Origin of the sequence: Nocardia sp. XZ_19_385 (genome assembly GCF_015355755.1) — a bacterium.
Taxonomy (GTDB): Bacteria; Actinomycetota; Actinomycetes; order Mycobacteriales; family Mycobacteriaceae; genus Nocardia.
The window spans coordinates 63,820-82,709 of the sequence record NZ_JACVEE010000003.1; the positions used below are offsets into that span (position 1 = coordinate 63,820).

Annotated in this window: 19 protein-coding genes; 8 read left to right on the forward strand and 11 right to left on the reverse strand. The window is 63.8% G+C overall.

Annotated features, from left to right (window positions below; translation table 11 throughout):
- Positions 1 to 27 precede the first annotated feature (27 nt).
- From IBX22_RS38560 to IBX22_RS23820, 3 genes are all read left to right on the forward strand, one after another.
- Complete coding sequence (locus tag IBX22_RS38560) at positions 28 to 456, forward strand: oxygenase MpaB family protein (RefSeq protein ID WP_375540285.1); 429 nt, start codon at positions 28 to 30, stop codon at positions 454 to 456.
- Positions 423 to 797, forward strand: coding sequence for a hypothetical protein (locus tag IBX22_RS23815; RefSeq protein ID WP_194818946.1), 375 nt, complete (start codon positions 423 to 425; stop codon positions 795 to 797). Before IBX22_RS38560 ends, IBX22_RS23815 begins: the two co-directional genes overlap by 34 nt.
- A 128-nt stretch (positions 798 to 925) precedes the next feature.
- Complete coding sequence (locus tag IBX22_RS23820) at positions 926 to 2,497, forward strand: NAD(P)/FAD-dependent oxidoreductase (protein ID WP_194817947.1); 1,572 nt, start codon at positions 926 to 928, stop codon at positions 2,495 to 2,497.
- Positions 2,498 to 2,678: 181 nt separating this feature from the next.
- On the opposite strand, the gene IBX22_RS23825 is transcribed toward IBX22_RS23820, so the two are convergent.
- Entirely contained in the window at positions 2,679 to 3,578 is a 900-nt protein-coding gene (locus tag IBX22_RS23825; RefSeq protein ID WP_194817948.1) for an NUDIX hydrolase N-terminal domain-containing protein, read from the reverse strand.
- Positions 3,579 to 3,597: 19 nt separating this feature from the next.
- Entirely contained in the window at positions 3,598 to 4,212 is a 615-nt protein-coding gene (locus tag IBX22_RS23830; RefSeq protein ID WP_194817949.1) for a restriction endonuclease, read from the reverse strand.
- Between the two features lie 1,046 nt (positions 4,213 to 5,258).
- On the opposite strand from IBX22_RS23830, the gene IBX22_RS23835 reads away from it, so the two are divergent.
- Entirely contained in the window at positions 5,259 to 5,492 is a 234-nt protein-coding gene (locus IBX22_RS23835; RefSeq protein ID WP_194817950.1) for a hypothetical protein, read from the forward strand.
- Positions 5,493 to 5,592: 100 nt separating this feature from the next.
- On the opposite strand, the gene IBX22_RS23840 is transcribed toward IBX22_RS23835, so the two are convergent.
- The 7 genes from IBX22_RS23840 to IBX22_RS23870 form a co-directional block, all read right to left on the reverse strand.
- On the reverse strand, positions 5,593 to 6,297 hold the full coding sequence (locus IBX22_RS23840; protein WP_194817951.1) for a GrpB family protein: 705 nt from the start codon (positions 6,295 to 6,297) through the stop codon (positions 5,593 to 5,595).
- A gap of 90 nt (positions 6,298 to 6,387) precedes the next feature.
- On the reverse strand, positions 6,388 to 7,422 hold the full coding sequence (gene hemC, locus IBX22_RS23845; RefSeq protein ID WP_309234765.1) for a hydroxymethylbilane synthase: 1,035 nt from the start codon (positions 7,420 to 7,422) through the stop codon (positions 6,388 to 6,390).
- A 6-nt stretch (positions 7,423 to 7,428) separates the two neighbouring features.
- Positions 7,429 to 7,959, reverse strand: coding sequence for an NUDIX hydrolase (locus tag IBX22_RS23850; RefSeq protein ID WP_194817952.1), 531 nt, complete (start codon positions 7,957 to 7,959; stop codon positions 7,429 to 7,431).
- Positions 7,960 to 8,526: 567 nt separating this feature from the next.
- Positions 8,527 to 8,967, reverse strand: coding sequence for an NUDIX hydrolase (locus IBX22_RS23855; RefSeq protein ID WP_194817953.1), 441 nt, complete (start codon positions 8,965 to 8,967; stop codon positions 8,527 to 8,529).
- Between the two features lie 6 nt (positions 8,968 to 8,973).
- Positions 8,974 to 10,227, reverse strand: coding sequence for a DegT/DnrJ/EryC1/StrS aminotransferase family protein (locus tag IBX22_RS23860; RefSeq protein WP_194817954.1), 1,254 nt, complete (start codon positions 10,225 to 10,227; stop codon positions 8,974 to 8,976).
- Positions 10,224 to 11,330 (reverse strand): Gfo/Idh/MocA family protein, encoded by a 1,107-nt coding sequence (locus IBX22_RS23865; RefSeq protein WP_194817955.1) that lies wholly within the window; start codon positions 11,328 to 11,330, stop codon positions 10,224 to 10,226. The genes IBX22_RS23860 and IBX22_RS23865 overlap by 4 nt, the downstream gene beginning before the upstream one ends.
- On the reverse strand, positions 11,327 to 11,617 hold the full coding sequence (locus IBX22_RS23870; protein WP_194817956.1) for a hypothetical protein: 291 nt from the start codon (positions 11,615 to 11,617) through the stop codon (positions 11,327 to 11,329). Before IBX22_RS23870 ends, IBX22_RS23865 begins: the two co-directional genes overlap by 4 nt.
- A 198-nt stretch (positions 11,618 to 11,815) precedes the next feature.
- Here IBX22_RS23870 and IBX22_RS23875 point away from each other — a divergent pair, with 198 nt between their 5' ends.
- From IBX22_RS23875 to IBX22_RS23890, 4 genes are all read left to right on the forward strand, one after another.
- On the forward strand, positions 11,816 to 13,126 hold the full coding sequence (locus IBX22_RS23875) for an XRE family transcriptional regulator (protein ID WP_228539362.1): 1,311 nt from the start codon (positions 11,816 to 11,818) through the stop codon (positions 13,124 to 13,126).
- Positions 13,123 to 14,007 (forward strand): phosphotransferase enzyme family protein, encoded by an 885-nt coding sequence (locus IBX22_RS23880; protein ID WP_228539363.1) that lies wholly within the window; start codon positions 13,123 to 13,125, stop codon positions 14,005 to 14,007. Before IBX22_RS23875 ends, IBX22_RS23880 begins: the two co-directional genes overlap by 4 nt.
- 161 nt (positions 14,008 to 14,168) lie before the next feature.
- The gene (locus tag IBX22_RS23885; RefSeq protein ID WP_194817957.1) at positions 14,169 to 14,858 is read left to right on the forward strand and encodes a dihydrofolate reductase family protein; all 690 of its coding nucleotides are present in this window, start codon (positions 14,169 to 14,171) and stop codon (positions 14,856 to 14,858) included.
- A gap of 29 nt (positions 14,859 to 14,887) precedes the next feature.
- Positions 14,888 to 16,315 carry an alpha/beta fold hydrolase gene (locus IBX22_RS23890; RefSeq protein ID WP_194817958.1) on the forward strand — a complete coding sequence of 476 codons (1,428 nt, stop codon included), beginning with the start codon at positions 14,888 to 14,890 and terminating at the stop codon, positions 16,313 to 16,315.
- A 61-nt stretch (positions 16,316 to 16,376) separates the two neighbouring features.
- Here the strand turns inward: IBX22_RS23890 and IBX22_RS23895 are convergent, their stop codons facing one another.
- Entirely contained in the window at positions 16,377 to 17,294 is a 918-nt protein-coding gene (locus tag IBX22_RS23895; RefSeq protein ID WP_194817959.1) for a phosphotransferase enzyme family protein, read from the reverse strand.
- On the reverse strand, positions 17,291 to 18,694 hold the full coding sequence (locus IBX22_RS23900) for a hypothetical protein (protein ID WP_228539364.1): 1,404 nt from the start codon (positions 18,692 to 18,694) through the stop codon (positions 17,291 to 17,293). Before IBX22_RS23900 ends, IBX22_RS23895 begins: the two co-directional genes overlap by 4 nt.
- Positions 18,695 to 18,890 lie beyond the last annotated feature (196 nt).

The following is an 18,890-nucleotide window of genomic DNA, read 5'->3' on the forward strand; positions in this document are numbered from 1 at the left end:
TTCGCACCGGCCCTGCTCGACCAGGCCATGCTGCCCACCATCAGCGCGGCATTGGAATCCACCGGACGCCTTGTCCACTCACCGTGGGAGCGAGCCTCGGCCACCGCCGCCTCCGCACAGATTATGACCGCCGGCCACGCTGGTGACCGGATGCTCGAATCGCACAGGCTGCTGCGTCTGCACCGCGACATCAGCGGCGTCAGCCCCGTCACCGGCCTCCGATACTCGGCATATTCACCTCAATCGTGGAATTGGGTCTTGATCAGCGTCTTCCGCATGCAGCTCGCCGCGTATACAGCCTTGACGGGCCACCACCCGGACGCCGTCGAGAGACAAGCTCTGTGGGAGCACTACCGCGTGAAAACATCCGGGCTCGAGCTACCGGCAGGACGAAACTCCCAGCCGACTATGAAGAAGTCTGCGTGCATTACGAGCACACGGTCCGCGGGTCCTTGATGCGAACTCCCACCCTTGAGATCGCCACAGAGATCCTGCTGCATCGAGCCCCACGGCCGCCTTTCCTGCCCACCGCCGCCGACCCGGTGTGGAAGCTGATCCGGCCCGCCGCAGGGCACCTCGCGGCCGTATTGGGCTTCGGGATCATGCATCCAGAGGTACGAGCGATCGTGCCGATGACCTGGACCGCCTACCACCAAGTCGGTGCTCGAGCATCAATTCTTTTGCTGCGGTGGATATTTCGCGTCATGCCGACCGCGGCGACCGACACGCCGTTGGCACGCAACCGCCGCCAATACCGGCATCTGATCGGCAGGTACCGCCGACAGACCTCGGCCTGACTTCTCCCGAAGACATTCAGTCGCAACGGATTCGAGCGTCTCCCAGCGGCATCGAGACCCTCGCCTCTTCTGTGCGATCCCGCCAAGCCAGATCTCTTCAAACTGCCGCAAGGAGAAGAAGACCCAACATGAACAACTTCACAAACAGCAGCCGTCGCGACCCCGCTGGACAGTGCCGACTACCACCGGGGCGCGACCCACTCGATCTCGAGGTGGCGGTCATCGGCGCCGGATTCGGCGGCATCGGAATGGGTGTGGCCCTGCGCCGGGCCGGGATACGCAGATTCATCATCTTCGAAAAGGCTGACGACCTCGGTGGGGTCTGGCGAGACAACACCTACCCCGGCTGCAACTGCGACGTCCCCGCCCACTTGTACTCGTTCTCCTTCGCGCCCTACCGCGACCACCGCACCAGATATCCCAGCCAGCAACAGATCCTGGAGTACTTGCACCGCGTCACCGCCGACGCAGGCCTCGAACCACACGTGCGCCTGAGGACCGGCATCCAGGCCGCCACATACCTCGACGAGCAGGACCGATGGGAACTAATCACCGAATCCGGTGGCCGGATACTGGCCGACTCCATCGTTATCGCGGTCGGTCAACTCCACCGCCCCTACATTCCCGAGATCCCCGGACGCGCCGACTTCCCGGGCCCGGCGTTCCACACCGCGCGCTGGGACCACAGCCAGGACATCACCGGACGCCACGTCGCGGTGGTCGGCACCGGCTCCAGCGCCGCCCAGGTCCTGCCGCACCTCGCCGCGACTGCTCGCCAGGTAGATGTCTTCCAGCGCACACCACACTGGGTACTACCCAAGCCCACACTGCATTTCGGCCCCATCACCCGCATAGCCTTGCGGCTGCCCGGCGCCCACCGGGTCTACCGGGCCGCCCTTCATCACGGCGCGGACCTAGCGCTGTCGCCGATAATGCGCCGAGGCTGGTCGGCTCGTCCCGCAGAATGCATCGCCCGACATCACCTGCACCGCCAGATCTCCAACTCCGCACTGCGCGCGAAGCTCACCCCGGACTATCCGATCGGTGCCAAACGCATCATCCTCGACAGCGACTTCTATCCAGCCTTGACCAAGCCGAACGTCGAGCTGGTCACCTCGCCGATCCAAACCATGACCTGCGACGGCATCCACACCATGGACGGAAAACACCATCGCGCCGATGTCGTGGTGTGGGCCACCGGATTTCGCGCGACAGAGTTCTTACCTGGACTAGCCGTTCGTGGCCGTGACGGCGTGCTACTGGCCGAGCAATGGCGAGACGGCGCCGCAGCGTTCGCCGGCCTGGCGGTGGCAGGATTTCCCAATGCCTACTTGATCGCCGGCCCGAACTCCTTCAACCCGGCGGGCAGCAACCCGGAGATGAAGGAAACCCAAATCGCCTACATCATGGCGTGCTTGCGCTGGCGTACCGAAACCGGCGCTGCCGCAATCGAAGTCGATGCCTCGACCATGCAGGTCTATGGGTGGCGAGTGCAGCAGGCGCTTGCTCGCACGGTGTTCGGGACGGTGAGATGGAGCTGGTACAAACACCCCTCGGGTGCCCTCACCAATCCCTGGCCGGGATCAGCACGCCAATTCGACCGCCTCCTGCGACATCCGGTCTCCGAGTCGTTCCACAAGCTCACCCCGCACGCATACGCGAGCCATCGCACAGGACTGCCGGCCCGGAAATCGAGCTGACATGCCCGGCGGCCGGCGGAAACGATCGCGGTTCGCACGACAGCAGATGACGATCCGCCACAGAGAATTGGTCTTCGCCCCGACTCCTGGTAGAGATTTGGGTCGCCGCACCAGTCCCTCTATCTCGAGGCGGGTAGGCGGGCCGTGGCTGCGGCCGGGCAGCGCGTCGAGAACTGGCATGTCAATCGAACAGTGCGGGCAGCTCCGGATGAAGCCAATGGGCATGCAGCATCTGGATCTGATGTTCGAGGATCCGTGTCGTGGACAGGGGCGGCAGTTCATCGATGCAGAACCAGCCGATGGCCAAAGTCTCAAGCGGATCCGGTACACCGCCATCGGCGATCACATCGCACAGGTAATACATCTTCAGCACGGAAAACAGCAGTGGGGGTTGGTGACCCTGGGTGTCACGGTCCAAGGCAGCCACCAGCTTTCGCGGCTCCACCGTGAGCCCAGCCTCTTCCCGCACTTCCTTGACCACCGCCTGTGCAGTGGATTCGCCGGCATCGCACCATCCGCCGGGCGGTGCCCAAAGTTCGGTTCGGGGGTCCTGAATCAGAAGGATCCGTCCTTCGGTGTCGAAAACGCCTGCGCGGACGTCGACCTTGGGTGTGCTGTAGCCCGCTTCCGCGGCGAGAATCTCGGTGAGGTCCACAGGCGACTGGCTGCTGATGCAGGCCAGTAGTTCCGCTGTGAGCTTCTGAATGTCGGTATAGCGCTGGAGATCGAAATCGTCATTGCCGTAAGTCAATCCATTCTGAGCGGTATCGGCCAAGCGCTGACCGATATGCAGGAGATCGGCTTCCACCGAAGTGCGAGTGTCGCCCATAAGGATGTGGCCTCCAGGAGTGTGGGGAAATCGAGGGTCAGTGACGCAGGCTGTGACGATAGGTGGTGGCTTCTCGCGCTGTGAATCCGATCCGCTCGTATAGGTGGCGAGCTGCCCCGATCGGCTGAAATGACGCTCATGCCCGCCAAGTCCACCGAGCAGCCCGTCGATTACACCGGTCAGGTCCGCGTCGAGGCTCGTCTCGCGCAGGGATAGCGTCGGCGAGGTTCGCTCCGGCGAATCGCAGTGCACCCCGGGCTGAGGCTAGGGCTCAGTTCCAAGGAGTCGGTCCGGTCTGCGATTCCCACGCCGCGAGCGCTTTTGCCGGCATGAGTAGAATTCCTGCCCTGGCCGCGTACGCGGTCGCTTGCGCGGTGAACGCGCGCGCAGTGGTCACCACCGCGGCCACGTCCGCAGCGTGAATGGTGTGCGCCGTTCCGCCGAAGCGCTGCACGTCTTGGCTGCCCACCCTTCGGTCGCTGCGATATCGCTTGGCCTGCAATACGATCCGTCGCCCATCCGGGGCTCGTGCGATCACATCGGCGCCCAGATCGCCGGATCCACCCACGACCCGGACCTCGGTGCAGCCGTCGCGGCGGCACAACGCGGCCAGCGCCTGTTCGAACTCGGCGGGACTCAACGAGTTCTGTCGCAGCGCCACCAGCACCCGCGCGTCCTCTCGCGCACGCAGTCGACGGCGATGCCGGACCGCGAGCGCCGCGCCGAGGACCCCGACGGCCAATACGCACACTCCCGCACAGGCGAGGACCGCCGCGTGGCGTTCGGCGAGATCGGCGGCCTTGGGCGCGACCACCAGCACGGCCACCGCGGCCATGAACACGAATGCCAGCGCGTTCGATTCGCGGCGTGAAACTCGCCTTCCCATCCCGATTCCCCTCGATCAGCCCGGAACTTCGGTGGCCTGGGCCAGAGTGCGGCCCGACCGATCGATTGTCATGGCTTGCGCCGCATTCCATCGGCGATTCGAGATCAGCAAGAAGCCCGATTTGACTCAGTCACAAGATCATTCGCGCATTTGTTGTCGGTGCCGGGGTTCACACTGGGTTCCGCGGTCAGTCCCAGCCGAAGAAAATCATGCGCGGCTGCCAAGATCAGAAGGGGATCGCCGGTGTCGAAAAACCATGGCTGGAGCGGACAGTCCTGCGGGGCGAATCCCGCAAGCGGGCCACCAACGGTCCGTTGCGTGTATTTCTACCCTCCGCGGGTTCTTCGAATCTGCCCTGGACCAGGGCGGTGGTGGGCAAGGGTGTGCCGATCAAACCGATCGTTCACGGCGAGCGCAGAGTGTGGGAGCTAGCCGCCAACCATCTACTGCCACTGGCCGCTGCGATGGCCGACCGGTACGGCGAGGTCGAGATGCGACTACAGGTCTCACCAACGATGAACTGCACCTACAGCTGCAAGAACGCTCGACCGGACACGGTCTGGGAGTGCGTGTGCGAATGCGGTGGCCGCCACCACAGCGGCCAAGACGCCTACGACGACTGGTATTCCAAGGGTCGGTTCCGAATCGAGCGCCAAGGCGAGATCGAAGTGCGGTACCTGCAGATCCAACGTGGGCAAATCCCTCTGCCACCCCACATCTCGCCTGCGGCTCTACAACGCGCCCTGCCCAGATCTGCCCAACCGACCACACCGGCGCAGCGACAGAATCCGCGACCACCACTGCGCTTGGCCCCCACGCCATCACCCGCGCCGCAGCCTCAACCCGAGCCCGCGCCACCACTACCGCGGCCCCGTGCTGTGCCTGCACCGCCACCGATGCAGCAGCCTCGGACCGCGTCGGCCGGTGCACGTGATCTCGGGTCGCCGCCGCCCGGCGCCGCCGCACCCCAGCGACAGCCCGAACCGCCAATTCGGGTTGTCATTCCAGAATGCTCGAAGCCAGGCCAGCCCTCCGGACGGCTCGCTGTGGCGGCAGCCGTGGTCGCGGCGATCGGTCTGGGCCTGTGGCTTGTTCTGCCCGCCGATTCCACCGACGAACCCGCGGGAACGAGCACCTCGGAGACCGTCCAGGAGGACAGCATCGACTCGCCTCCACCGGTGGCCGAGGAGCCCGCCCCGCCGCCGACCGTCCAGGCCCCAGCACCCGTGGAGCCCGTGCGCCCGCGTGGGTGCTACCCGTTTCAGCCGAACTGCAGCTGAGCCCTAACCAGGCATCTCGGCGCCATGGTCAGTGTTGCGCCAACGGGATCAGGGCAGGCGATTCGCTGGCGGGAATTGATGGCGCTGCGAAACGGACCGCTCACGATGGGCGATGCGCCGCCCATCGCCGGGCAGCAGGTTCGATCTCGTCGTAGTACGCGGTCTTGGCGCGGGTGTAGTCGTCGTAGTCGTCGCCATCGGCGAAGCGTTCAGCCAGCGCTCGCTTATGGGTGTCGTAGCGGATCGCGGCGACGGGATTGGCGCGCAGCCAGTCCCGCAGCAGGAGAACCCAATCGGCGAACGGGGAATCCAGTAGCCGAATGTGCAGAATCGCTGACGTCGACGTCGATCGGAACAGCCACTTTTCGTACAGGTCGGGTGTGGCTAGCGAGCCTGGCCGCGGAGTATCGCGGTACACCCCGGGAGAATCCGGCCGGGCACCAGCTGCGGGGGCAAACCCTATGGCCGCCAGCGCCTTGATCAGGTCAGGCAGCGGCGGCAGCACCGCTACCTGCGCTTGCAGATCCAGAATCGGCTTCGCCGCAAGTCCCGGCACGGCGGTCGAACCGATGTGCTCGAATACTGCATCGCCGGCCGGATCGAATGAGACCAGCGCGTCCCGTACAAGCGCGAGTAGCTGCGCGGCATGTACCGGCCACGCAGGGTCGTAGTCGGAGAGTACGGGCGGACCGCTCTTGCCTGCGGGGGTATCTGCCTTGGCAGTTGCAACGGTGACGGTGGTCGCCAGCAGGCAAGTGAAACCGATAGTGGCAGAGCGAGATAGCGTGATATGGCGAGATTCCATCGCTCGGTTCCTATCTTGAGTTGGGAATGCACGCCGCCCCGGGCGGGTCAGAATCGGTTAATCCGAACCCATGTGCCCGCTCCGAACTGGCTAGTGCGCGATGGCGTCGATGATTTGTCGTGCGCCCTCGCGAAGCAGATCCGCACCGACGAAGAAGCCCAACCCTTCAGGATCCTCTGCCTCGCCCCAATGGTGGGCGTCGAGCCATCGGGTGCCCTCCGCGCTGAATACCTTGCCGCGCAAGACAAGTCGCCCGGTGGCGTCGGTGTTGGCGTAACCTGCGATCGGGGAATTGCAGTGCCCTTGCAGGGCATGCAGCATCGCGCGCTCGGCCTCGGCCTGGCGGCGGGTGGCGGCGTCGTCCAGTCGCGCGGCCAGCACGGCGGCTCCCTCGTCGGCGGCGCGGCACTGCACAACGATCACCCCAGCGCCGACCGGCGGGCACATGGTCTCCAGATCCAGGACTTCTGTGATCCGGTGCGCCTGGTCGACACGGTGCAGGCCGGACACGGCCGCGATCAGCACCTTGATATGCCCCTCGTCCAAGCGGCACAGGCGGGTATTCACGTTCCCGCGCAAGGGAATTGGATTCAGATGTGGGTAGTGCAATCGCAGCTGCGCAGTGCGGCGCACCGAGCTTGTCCCTACGGTCGTACCGGCGGGGAGCTCGGCCAGCGGCGAGCCGGAACGGGTGATCACCGCGTCATGGATATCGTCGCGGGGAAGATAGGCGGCGAATGCCAGACCCTCCGGGATCGGGACATCACCCGGGATGTCTTTGAGGCAGTGCACCGCGATGTCGGCTTCGTCGTCGAGGAGGGCGCGGTCGATCTCTTTGACGAACGTGCCTTTGCCGCCTAGCCGTGCTAGATCGCCCATCCAACGATCGCCGGCGGTCGTCAGCTTCATTAATTCTGTTGCCGCTCCGCAGGATTCCAGCGCGGCGGCCACGTGCTCGGCCTGAGCCAATGCCATCGGGCTGGATCGGGTGGCGATGCGAATGATGCGCGTGCGCGTCATCCGCGGCACTCTACTCGCCGGCTCGGCGCCGATGAATAGCCCGGTGCTCCAGTCGGCAGCGACGGTCACAGCGCCCAGCTCTATGCCGATATTGGCCGGGCGCACTGAGATTCACCATGGTTGTTCTCCATTATGGAGATAGGCCACCTGGTTGTCGTCGCGTGCGGTCAGTGCTGCATGGACACGGTTCCAGACGTACGGGCGGAGCCGACATTGGACTTGGTCGAGGGTGCAGAATTCGTAGGCGTCGAGTTCGCCGTCGCCGATGCGAAGAGCGGCTGCCTGCGCGGGCGCGAGGATTCCGGCGTCGAAGACGAACATCAGCGAGTCATCCCAGGGACCGTGAGGTGCGACCCAATCCACGCAGAGCAAGTTGAGGTGATCCGGCGGAATGTGGAGGTGGAGTTCTTCCGCGAGTTCGCGGCCCAGCGCGACATCTGCCGGCTCGTTGGCCTCGGCCATGCCGCCTGGCAGGTCCCAGTCAGGTTTGTAGTTGGGGTCGACCACCAGGATCCGGCCCTCGGAGTCGAAGACCAAAGCATCCGCGCCGACGCGTTTGCGAGCTTGGATTGCGTTTCCCTCGGCTAGGTGGCGTTTCCAGGCCTCGGAGTCGCGACGGTACAGCGGCTCCACAGAGTTCATGAGATCAGATCCGAGGGACCAACGGGGCCTGTTGCGTCGCGTGAGGCCACTAATGGGGGGCTACGACTGACTCGGGCTGCGCCGGCCGTCGGGCATGTCGTCCGCGTTTGCCGTGCATGGGCTGTACATGGGAGGCATCTGCTGACGGTTGGTCAACTAGAGGGCATTCGGTGGGCGAATCTATGTTGCAGCAGGGTGGGTATGAAGCGGGCTCCGTGACGTCATCTCTGAGCACCGGTGACTCGCGGGGTATCGGCACGGCCGCTCGCCATCGCCGTGGGCGACGACGAGCGTCCTGATCTGCCGCCGCTCCTGGCCATGCGGCGAACTCCGGGACTAGCGAGGCCAAATCATATGGACAGCAACGTCTTTGCGCTGGCCCACGGCGAGCTGGCTGAATGCTGGTGCCACGCCATGCTGATGGGTTTGACCCGCGTACGCCGCTGGCCTGCCGTGAGAGATCCACCGCCAACACCCGACCGATCTGACGACGGTCTGGTGCATCTGGCATCTGCTGTGGCGCCAACTGGAGACGACGACTCCTCGGCGCACCCCAACGATGCCTAATCAGGTTGCCCGATACTTCTCCAGCACATCCTTCACCGCGTCGGTGACCGGTGGCTCTTCGGCCAGGCTGGTCCAAGTGTAGGCGTCGTGTTCGGTCAGCTCGACCGGTTCGGGGTCCACCACGTCGACGGTGAAGTTGAACTGTCGGCTCTTCTTGCCGCTGCCGGACTGGTAGTCGAACTCTCCCAGGTACTTTCGGATGCCAGCAATTTTGAGCCCGGTCTCCTCCTTCACCTCGCGGATGAGGGCCTGGTCGAGGGCTTCGCCCGGATCGACCTTGCCACTGGGCAGTTCCCAGATGCCGCCCATGAAGTCGTCGGCCGGCCGTTGCAGCAGTAGGACTTTACCCTCGTGCGCGACGACGGCGCCGACGACGAGCTGTTGCACCTCGTCGCGTTGGGCTTCGTCTGTCAGCTTCTCCAACAGCGTGGATTCGATCATCGATCCCTATCCTTTCAACTCAGTGTGGTGCTCGGTGACTTTGCGGATGGCTTCGATGTAGCGGTCAACGACCGGCAGATCCTCTTCCCGGTGCCAGACCGGCAGTTTGAGCGTGGCGTGATGGATCTCCTCAGCCCGCGGGTAGTCGCCAGGCGCATAGGCCAGTTTGCCGGTGAATGCCGGGAACAGTGGTCCTGGTTCCTGGAACAGCGGAAGCAGATTGAGCGGACAGGTGGAACCAGGACGGTCGATCTCGGCGCAGCCTTCGGCCAGCAGTGCCGCGTGGAACCGTTCGACGGGCACATCATCGAAGGCATCGGCGGCGTACTGCATGGTGAGTCCATACCACGCCGAGCGAACCCCTTGGTCGGCCCACGGCATCGTCAGACCCGGCAACTCGTCGAGTTCTTCGGCGAGGTATTCGGCAATGCGCTTGCGTCCATCGAGATAGTCGTCCAGGTGCGGAAGTTGTTCCAGCGCAACCGCCGCGGCGAGCGGATGGATGCGGTGTTTGAGGCCCAGGCCAGTGACGGCGTAGCGGCTGAGTTCTCTCTCGGCCGGGATCTCGCTGCGGCAGCGCTTGTTGTACTGCCCGTGCAGCAGTACTTGGTGATAGACCTCGTCATCATCGGTCAGCACGAAACCACCTTCGCCTGCTGATAGCGGTTTGGGACCATTCATGCTGAACGCGGCGGCGCGTCCGAATGTGCCGACCTTCTTGCCACCCACGCTTGCCCCATGAGCGTGGGACGCGTCTTCAAGCAGTTGCACGCCGTAGGTGTCAGCCAGTCTTTTCAGGGTCTGGATCTGGGCGGGCATGCCCCACATGTGCGTCACCACAATGGCTTTGGTCCGGTTGGTGATCCGCCGGGGAACGTCGTGTGGATCGAGGTTGCCACGGGCATCACAATCGGCCAGTACTGGTACAGCGCCGAGGTGCAGGAGCGGGGTTGCCGTAGCGAAGAAGGTGTAGGCGGGCACGATGACTTCATCACCCGGCCCAATCCCACAGGCGGCATACATCGAGTACAGGGCTGCGGTGCCCGAGCTGGTCAGGACGGCGCGGTGCACACCGAAGTAGCGCTGCATGGCATCTTCCAATTGGGCTATCACACCGGAGCGGTTGTAGATGGAGATGCCATCACGTAGTTGATCGAGCACGGCGCTGGTGGTTGCGTCGGTCAGCGGCGGCCACGAAAAGTGCGGTGCCGCTTCACGGATAACGGGTTCGCCGCCGAGAAGAGCTAGCGAAGAGGTCACAGTAGCTCCTGTGGGTTGATGGGGTTGCGGGTGCGTGCGGCTTCGTAGCAGGCCGCAACGAATGCCATGTGGGCCAGGTTGTCGGCGGGGGCGCTGAGATTGGGGCGATTGCCTTCGATGACGCGGTGGAAGTAGTCGATCTGGCAGGCGGCGGCGGATGGCCAGGCTTGTTCGCGCGTTAGTGACTCGATGACGTCGCCTCCGTTCGTCAGCCGGCGGATGCGACCACGTTCCAGGTGGACGATGCCCTCCGAGCCGACCAGCCGAATCTCCTCGGCTTTGGGGCCGACGAAACGGGATAGCAGTAGTGAGCCGTACAGACCGCTGTCGTATGAGAAGTGAATGAGCGCAGTGTCTTCGGCGTCGTAGCTACGATCCGGCCTGGCGCTGACGGATAGGTCGGCGGTAATGCTGTCGGGTAGGCCGAAGTACCACAGAATCAGGTCGATCAGGTGGTAACCCATATCGATCACGCAGCCGCCCCCGGCTTTGGCCGTGACGCCGCGCCAGCCGTCGGACGGATCGTCTATATGCAGGGTGTAGCGTGCGTCCACCAGAAACGGCGTTCCGATCTGGTCGGCCAGCTGGGTAAAGCTGCCGTAGATCGGGTTGAAGCGGCGCTGCAGGGTGACCATCAGCTGGATACCGGATTGTTCGCACAAGTCGGCTAGTTCGATGGCCTCGATCAGGGTGGTGGCGAACGGCTTCTCCTTGAGTACGTGGACCCGGTGCTGTGCGGCAGTCTCGATCACCCTTCGACCAACGTCGTGCGGCACACATATGACCACAAAATCGAGCTGCTCCTGCTCGAACATCTGCTGGAAATCGGTGTATCCGGAAACCTGGTGCCGCTGCTTCTGTGCGGCCACGACTGCTGGATCCTCATCGCAGACGGCAACCAGCTGGGTGGTGCTGGAAGCGACCAGTCCCGGTAGATGGTCGACCACAGCCTGGCGGCCAAGTCCAACGACCCCCGCTCGCAGCACCGGTCGGCATTCCGTTGCGGCTCGCTTTGTGCGCCAAGATGGTTCGATTCCGGGTCGGATGATTCGCGGTGCGAGGCCGCTGCCAACGGTCCCGTGAAGTGAGCCGCACGGTTTCATGAGATCCCCCAGTTTGGTAAGGCGATGCTGCGGGCGATAGCCAGCTCGCACCAGGTGGTGACAGTGCCACCGCTATCGCGGAGCCGGGCATAGCGGCGGCTCAAAGTAGCAACCCGTTGGTTGAATTCCAGGCCGGTCACGGACTGAGCTGCTCGTGCATCACTGACTTCAAGCACCAGGTTCTGCTCGGTACGGCCGAGAAGAACGGTCAGCAGCTTCGATCCGGTGCCCGGCCCCGTATCGAGACGCAGATAGCCATGCCCCAGCGGTCTCATCGTCATCCCCATCCGGGCTCCGCACGGGGCTACCAAAACGGAAAGCTGCCGGTAGAGCCAATCGCGGCCCCTAGGGTCGGAACCTTCCCTTCCAGGGTCGGCGGAAATGAGGCCAAGCAAGAGGGCAAGTTACGGGGCAGACACCGTCCGGCCGCCACAGTCGGCTGGGCTGGATAAACTGAGCCGACTGGTTAATCGGCAAGGGGGCATATGCCACCGAACGTGCAGCTGCAACAGCGACGCGAGGCGACACCATCACGGGTCGAGCCTGGGCGTGCGATGGGCCGCGCCGAACTTGCCGAAGCGGTGAACGATTATCTGTGGCGTACACACCACGAACGCCGTGAACTTGATGCCCGCACTATCGCCCGCTATGAGCGCGGAGTCGTCAGGTGGCCGAACGAGCACTACCGCGAAGCCTTCCGTGCTGTTCTAGGCGCGACCGATAATGAACTCGGCTTCATCCCATCCCGTCAGCGACGGGAAGACGCCCAACATCCCGATAACACGCTGGCCGTGAATCTGTTCAGCCCGTTCGATCCGGGGGTCGTCCCGACCACGTACCTCGGACTGAGCACACCAGATGACAAGCCGATTGGCCGCGTTGGATGGAGCGAGGTCGAGCAAGTGCAGGCGGCCACATGGGAGGCAGCGTCGACCGAGAACATGCACGGTGGTGGGTCGGCGAGCGCAGCCGCGGGCGCACAGCTCAGCCGCTTCGTTCGGCTGCTTGATGGGCAGGCCGCACCGACCATGCGGCGTGCGCTGCTCGAAGCAGTGGGAAACCTCAGCGGCGTCGCCGGGTATGCCGCCTTCGACATCGGCGACTACCCGGTGGCCGAGCGCCGCTTCCGGTTAGCGCTGTGGTGTGCCGACAACGCCGGATCCTGGGAACTGCGCGCCAGCACGCTGGCGGATATGGCCCGGAAAATGGCGTATGTCGGCAACACCGACGGCGCACTGTCGTTGATCGAACTCGCGCAAGTCCGATCCGACCGTCTGTCGGCCACTGCCCGCGCCATGCTCGCCGCACTGCGAGCCCAGTTCCTGGCCGCAGCCGGCCGAATCGACGAGGCCCTCAGTGAAGTTGCCCGGTCCGACGAACATTTCGCCGACCGCATGCCCGCCACCGATGCTCCCTGGCTGTGCTACTACGACACCGCCGAACACCTCGGCAGCACCGGTAAAGCGCTGATTCCCGTTGCGAAGGCACGGAAGCGTATTGAGTTGGCAGCACCCAGGATTCGTGAAGCCGTTGCACTGCAAGGAACCGACTACCCGCGGTCGCGAACGTTCTCACTCACCCGACTGGCCACCCTGACGATGCAGTTGGACGACCCTAGAGAAGCCGCCGCGATCGGTCTGCAAGCCACACAGCAGGCCACCGCATTTCGCTCGCAACGCATCCAGAACGAGCTCCGCACCCTGGCAGCGGCTGCGGCGCCACGGCGACGGATGACTGAAGTGGCGGAGCTGCGATACGCCATTGCCAGCAGCACAACAACGGGTTCGGTGCGATGAGTCCGGCTAACTCGATTGACGAGGTGCTCACCAAAGCTGCGGAAATTAGCGGCGTCGATGTGCGTGGGGCCGAGCTAATTCGCGACGGCTCCCACGGCGTCTACCGGTTGGCCCATGAGATCGTGGCCAGGATCGGGCAGCCCGGCAGCATTGACGCCGCTCAGCGCGAACTCCGTATCTCCCAGTGGCTGAACGATTCCGGCATCCCGACAGTTGAGTCCGAAGCGTCACGGTCGCAACCGATCGTCGTCGCTGACCGTCCGGTCACCTGGTGGAAGCTGATCCCGGACCACCGTCCATCGACGCCGGGCGAGCTGGCCGCGATGCTGCACGCGCTGCACGCGCTCGCGCCCCCAATCGAATTCGAGCTCCCGACCTACGACCCCTTCACGGGGCTCAAGGAGCGCATCACCACCGCGGGCATGCTCGACCAGGACGATAGGGCATGGCTGCTTCAGCACAGCGCCCGCCTACACGAACAGTACGATGCATTGCCAGATCCCCCCTCGCGCTGCGTGATTCATGGCGATGCCTGGCAAGGCAACCTGGTGGTTCCGCCATCGGGAATCCCGACAGTTCTCGACCTCGACCAGGTGTCGATCGGCCGGCGCGAGTGGGATCTCATCCAATTGGCTGTGGACTACGTGGATTTCAGCCGCGTGCCTAGGGACGACTACCGGTCGTTCGTCGAGGCGTACGGCGGCTATGACGTCACTGGATGGCCCGGCTTCCGGGTCCTCGCCGACATCCAGGAGCTGCGGTGGGTCGCGTTTGCGGTGGCACAATCGGCCAGCAACAGCAATGCCGCTTTCCAGGCGAAACACCGGATTGCATGTTTACGCGGACAGGTGCCGCCGCCATGGCAGTGGGAAGCGTTGTAGGGCGGTCCCCAGAACAGCAAGGCGAAGCCACTGTTGGCTGACCGGCTTGAGGCAGCGCTCGATACGATTCGGGGCGGTACAACGGTGATTTGCGAGCAGGGCGTCCGGTCGCCTGGCTGAGCTTGGAGCAACTTGTTGGTAGAGACCAGAGAGTGGATCGAGTGACTAACCGCCCATACGTCCTGTTGAGCTGCGCAGCATCCCTCGACGGCTATATCGACGACAACACCAGTGAACGCCTCCTGCTCTCCAACGACGCCGACTTCGATCGGGTCGACGAAGTCCGAGCACAATGCGACGCAATCCTCGTCGGCGCCAGCACAATCCGCCGCGACAACCCGCGGCTGCTCGTGCGCTCCGAAGCTCGACGCGCTAGCCGCCTGGAACGGGGACTGACCGAGACCCCGACCAAGGCCACCATCACCCGAAACGGTGACCTTTCCTCTGACGCGCAGTTCTTCGCCGCTGGCGAGACAGACAAGGTCGTCTACGCAACCTCGTCAGGGTTCGACAAGACCCAACAGGCAGTCGGGGCAGTCGCCGACGTCGTCGACGCAGGCGACCCGGTCAACTTCGAACTTGTACTCGCCGATCTCGCCCGACGAGGAATCGGCAGACTCATGGTCGAGGGCGGCGGCAGCATGCACACCGAATTCCTCACCACCGGACTCGCCGACGAACTGCACTTGGTGGTGGCCCCGTTCTTCGTCGGCGACTCCGCCGCGCCCCGCTTCGTGAAGGACGGTGCTTTTCCCTGGAATAAGGATCATCGCGCGCGCCTTGCCAGCGCCACCCAGATCCAGGACGTCATCCTGCTGCGGTACGCGTTGTCCAACCGATTCCAGGATTAGCCACCGGCACAGAGAAAGCGCATGCCGACATGACCTCTACACGCGACGCCGCCGACCCGTCACCCATACCGAGTAGCGACATGAAACTGGTCGACATCGGCGGATACCGGCTCGCGACCTACGTTGCAGGAGAGGGTAATCCGCCGGTGGTGTTCATCGCCGAATACACCGGTGCGGCCGCGATCTGGGATGGCGTGTGCGCCGCGTTGCAACAACCTTGCATGACGGTCACCTACGACCGCCCCGGTCTCGGCAACAGTGACGATCTCCCCGGTGATGAACGTGCCCGGCCGCGAACCTGGGGCCAATCAGCCGAGGAACTGCATCGGCTGCTCGCCCTGCTGAACGTGGAGAGTCCGAGAGTGGTCGTCGGGCACTCCTACGGAGCCCTCATCGCCCGGGCATACGTCGAGCAGTGGCCCAACGACGTGGCCGGCCTGGTCTTGTCCGAGACCTCCGACCCGAACCTGTACGAGGACGGATCATTCCCAGACTGGATGAACTATGAAGACGACAACGGCAGGGCGGGAACCCGATTCGACGTCCTCACCGGCGCGAAAGAGAATCGGAGCCTGCACCCACGGCCCGACTTACCCACCGTCGTGGTGACCGGCGCAGTCGGCCGCTGGGAGCGCGCAATCGGAAAACTGGACGAGTACGGCGGGAAAACCTGGCACGAGATCGATGACCTGTGGCAAGCCAACCAACATGCCATCGCGCAACAAACACAGGCCGCACAGATCATCGCCCACACCGCAGGCCACCAACTATGCGTGGAGGCACCGGCTTTGATCGCCCGCGCCGTAGACGCCGTCGTTGCCGCTGTCCGCACCGGCACAGACATTCACCTCGACCCCGACCGCCGTCGGGGACGCCGGGGGCCGAGTCGTTCACCACTCGTAAGGGGGCGTGATCCGATGTGGACTCTGCGGTCCGCCCGCGCCGGCGATGGTCCGCTGTTGCGGGACCTGCGACTGCGGGCGCTTCGTGATGCCGGGCATGCGTTCCTCGAAACTGTCGATCAGGCCGGGCGATTGGATGCCGCTGGCTGGGAAGCGCGCATCGCGCGGTATACGCGTCCTGGCCGTCAGGTCCTAGTTGTCGCCGAAGATCCGCACGCTGGTTCGTGGTGCGGGATGGCGGGGGCGTTTGTGGACAGTGAACGCGACAACCCAGAATTCGATCTGCCTGTGCACCAAGGAGATCGGTGGGCGATGATGTGGGGAACCTATGTCGCGCCCGCGAGTCGGGGGAAGGGGATGGCCGATCGCCTCTGCGAATCGCTGTTCACCTGGGCAGTCGAACAGGCCCGCGTTGATTGGCTCGGACTACACGTCCGCGATTCCAACAGTCACGCGATCCAGCTGTATCAGCGCCAGGGATTCCATGTCGTCAGCCGCAACTTCCATCCGGCGCTACGCGTGACCTCCCTAGTTATGGTTCGGCCTGTCATGTAGTGGCTTTTTCAGCCCGGCGTGCCTCATCGGCAATACGCCGTGACTTTGTAAGGGGGCAGGGTCAGTTATAGGTTGTCCATCTCGCCGTTCGGTCACCGGCTTTGAACGTGGTGAATCGGTGGCGCCACTGGTCGAGCAATGATGTGTTGGAGCGCAGTACCGGTAATACGCTGGTGACGAGCTGAAATTCGCGTAGACGTTGGAATGTGGGGAAGTGCGGCCATCGGGTGATGTCGTACCCATATTCGGCTACGACATCGCTGTGATGGTCTGCTGGATAGTTGAAGCGGAGCTTTCCTACCGCGACCGGGGTGAGATCCCATTCGCGGGGTCCATCGGAGGCCGAGTCGAAATCGCAGATCACTGCCCCAGTTGGCCCTGCTATGAGGTTGCCGACAAAGCCGTCGCCGTGGATGGGCCCGGTTGGAAGTTGATAGTCAACCGCATCGAGCTGCTCAGCAAGTTCGTCATGGGTGTACTGCAGAAATAGGCGTTCGTCGGCGGTCAGAATCTCATCCTCGGCGATCCGCTGACGGATCCCGGTCAGCAGATCCCATTCCGGGAGATCGAACGGCGGACGGGGTAGCGCGTGGTATCGGCGAAGGATGCGGCCCAGATCACGGCCGTCCGGAGTGAGAGGGTGGGGTGGGGGTGTCACCGTGTGCCAGAACGTGATCATGTGTTGGTCGTCGAGGACGAGTGGCTGGGGAAGGTCTTCGACCAGGCGGACGGCTGGCATGTCGTGGTGGGCGAGCCATCGTGCCACCTCGATCACTTTCGACACTCGCTGCTGGATGACCGTAGAGCCAGCTATCCGTACGGTTACCGGAGCTCTGAGGTTGTAGACAGCATTGTTGGTGAACTTAATGAGCTTGGCGCCCTGGGGATCCAAGCCGACCTGCGCGCAGGCACCATCTAGGATTTCACGCGCCCATCCGACATCCACTCCGCCCACGGTAGCGGTCATCGAGGTGGTCATGCGCTCTTCCTCATGTTGTCGATGGCTTGCACGAGGGGGTGCAAACTGGCTGTCCGGCGTGCGCGTGCAGCGTCGCGAAGTGGTCTGAGCCTGTCGACCGTACGCACGGACCGCACTGCTGCCGCTGCCTTGAGCGACTGCTGGCCGATGTGAAGGCCGAGGTCAGTGGAGCCCTCCCGCACGTATGCAGTTGCCAGGGCTGTGAGCTCGAAGGTGCGGCTGCGGGTCATGTCGGGGCCCCGTTGATCGATGGCGCGGGTGATGTGATCGATTCCGCTGGCCAGATCTGTGGAACTCGGGGAGGGGAGCGCGGTCAAGGCGATGCCGGTAAGGGCATCGAGATCGGCTTCGCTGAAGAACCGGACCCAAGCCTGCGAGTCCCCGGGTGTCGATCGCGCGAACTCGTCTTGTGCACGTCCAAGGGAGCGCGACATCTGTGCGCGGTCCCCGAGGAGGCCATAGGCCCATCCCTCGTTGGCGCACAACATCGCCACCGTCAGCGAACTGCCGGAGTCTTGTGCGGTGATTTGCCCGAGCTGAAAGAATTTCAGAGCCACCTTGTACATCGCCACGCGCTTGTTCTCGGTGGCGCAGTCGGTGCCACGATGGAGGTGCAGTCTTCCAGTGCGGTAAAGGATATTTGCCGCCAGGGAATGATCTCCCGCTTGCTGGGCCATCGCGTGAGCACGACCGAAGTGTCTTCGGGCAACGCGGTACATACCGACGTCGAAGCTGGTCCAGCCAGCCAGGTTGTGGAGATCCGCGAGGGCTACAAGCAGCATCCGGTGAGTCACCTCGTTGCGCTCAGCATTGAGCAACTGCTGTGCCCATCGCACTTGTGCAGCAACGGCGTCGCGACAAGACCCGCCACCATGGCGGTAGTCCAGGGTGCGCATCGAATCGGTGAGCGCGCGGATGCGAATGACATCCGCTACATCTATACGTTCGGGCGCGGGGGCTGTCTCACTGTCGATGGGTTGCCACCACGCGGCGATGTCGTCGGTCGAAGTCCCCATCGTGACGTTCGCTGCGTGTGAGAGCAGTTCGCGGACCTCATCGCGTTCGTCGGCGTCAGTCGAACACGTTGCAGCGGCGAGGTCCAAGGCCAGCTCAGTGGTTCGGTCGTAGGCCAGACCCATGTAGCCGCGGGGAATCCCCAGACCGTCGGCGATGCGCGCGAGCACGTCGTAGGCCTGGATCTGCCGGTTCTTGTGAAGGACCTCGTAGATCTCGGACTGGCTTTGCCCTGTGCGCGAACCGATTTCGCGCTGGGAGACACCGCTGCTTCCGAGGAATTCGTAAACCTGCTTGAGGTCGCGAGTCGCTAGGGCGTTGCGCATCTTGGCCGATTCCCAGATCGCTGCACTCAGTCCCGTCGGCGCGCCATCTTCCACATTCACAGCCACTCCTTCGTCGCTGCCACCCACTTGTGACCGGCCTTCAGGCTAGCTCTCGCAGGCGGCCCACGGGAGCGTCGGAAGAGAATTGACTAGCGCTACTAGTCGCTGAACTGACTAGCCAATCGAATTGGTGCACCGACTTACGTTGTGAGCGTTTGCTGTAAATGCTATGTGCCACACAAAGATTTGAGGTTGC

Excerpts from the sequence above, each read along its gene's own strand:
- IBX22_RS23840 (WP_194817951.1), bottom strand. The coding sequence starts at position 6,297 with ATGGAATCTCGCCATATCACGCTATCTCGCTCTGCCACTATCGGTTTC.
- IBX22_RS23855 (WP_194817953.1), bottom strand. The coding sequence starts at position 8,967 with ATGATCGAATCCACGCTGTTGGAGAAGCTGACAGACGAAGCCCAACGC.
- IBX22_RS23865 (WP_194817955.1), bottom strand. The coding sequence starts at position 11,330 with ATGAAACCGTGCGGCTCACTTCACGGGACCGTTGGCAGCGGCCTCGCA.
- IBX22_RS38560 (WP_375540285.1), top strand. The coding sequence starts at position 28 with ATGCTGCCCACCATCAGCGCGGCATTGGAATCCACCGGACGCCTTGTC.
- IBX22_RS23830 (WP_194817949.1), bottom strand. The coding sequence starts at position 4,212 with ATGGGAAGGCGAGTTTCACGCCGCGAATCGAACGCGCTGGCATTCGTG.
- IBX22_RS23880 (WP_228539363.1), top strand. The coding sequence starts at position 13,123 with ATGAGTCCGGCTAACTCGATTGACGAGGTGCTCACCAAAGCTGCGGAA.
- IBX22_RS23890 (WP_194817958.1), top strand. The coding sequence starts at position 14,888 with ATGACCTCTACACGCGACGCCGCCGACCCGTCACCCATACCGAGTAGC.
- IBX22_RS23870 (WP_194817956.1), bottom strand. The coding sequence starts at position 11,617 with ATGGGGATGACGATGAGACCGCTGGGGCATGGCTATCTGCGTCTCGAT.
- IBX22_RS23820 (WP_194817947.1), top strand. The coding sequence starts at position 926 with ATGAACAACTTCACAAACAGCAGCCGTCGCGACCCCGCTGGACAGTGC.
- IBX22_RS23850 (WP_194817952.1), bottom strand. The coding sequence starts at position 7,959 with ATGAACTCTGTGGAGCCGCTGTACCGTCGCGACTCCGAGGCCTGGAAA.
- IBX22_RS23895 (WP_194817959.1), bottom strand. The coding sequence starts at position 17,294 with ATGACCACCTCGATGACCGCTACCGTGGGCGGAGTGGATGTCGGATGG.
- IBX22_RS23875 (WP_228539362.1), top strand. The coding sequence starts at position 11,816 with ATGCCACCGAACGTGCAGCTGCAACAGCGACGCGAGGCGACACCATCA.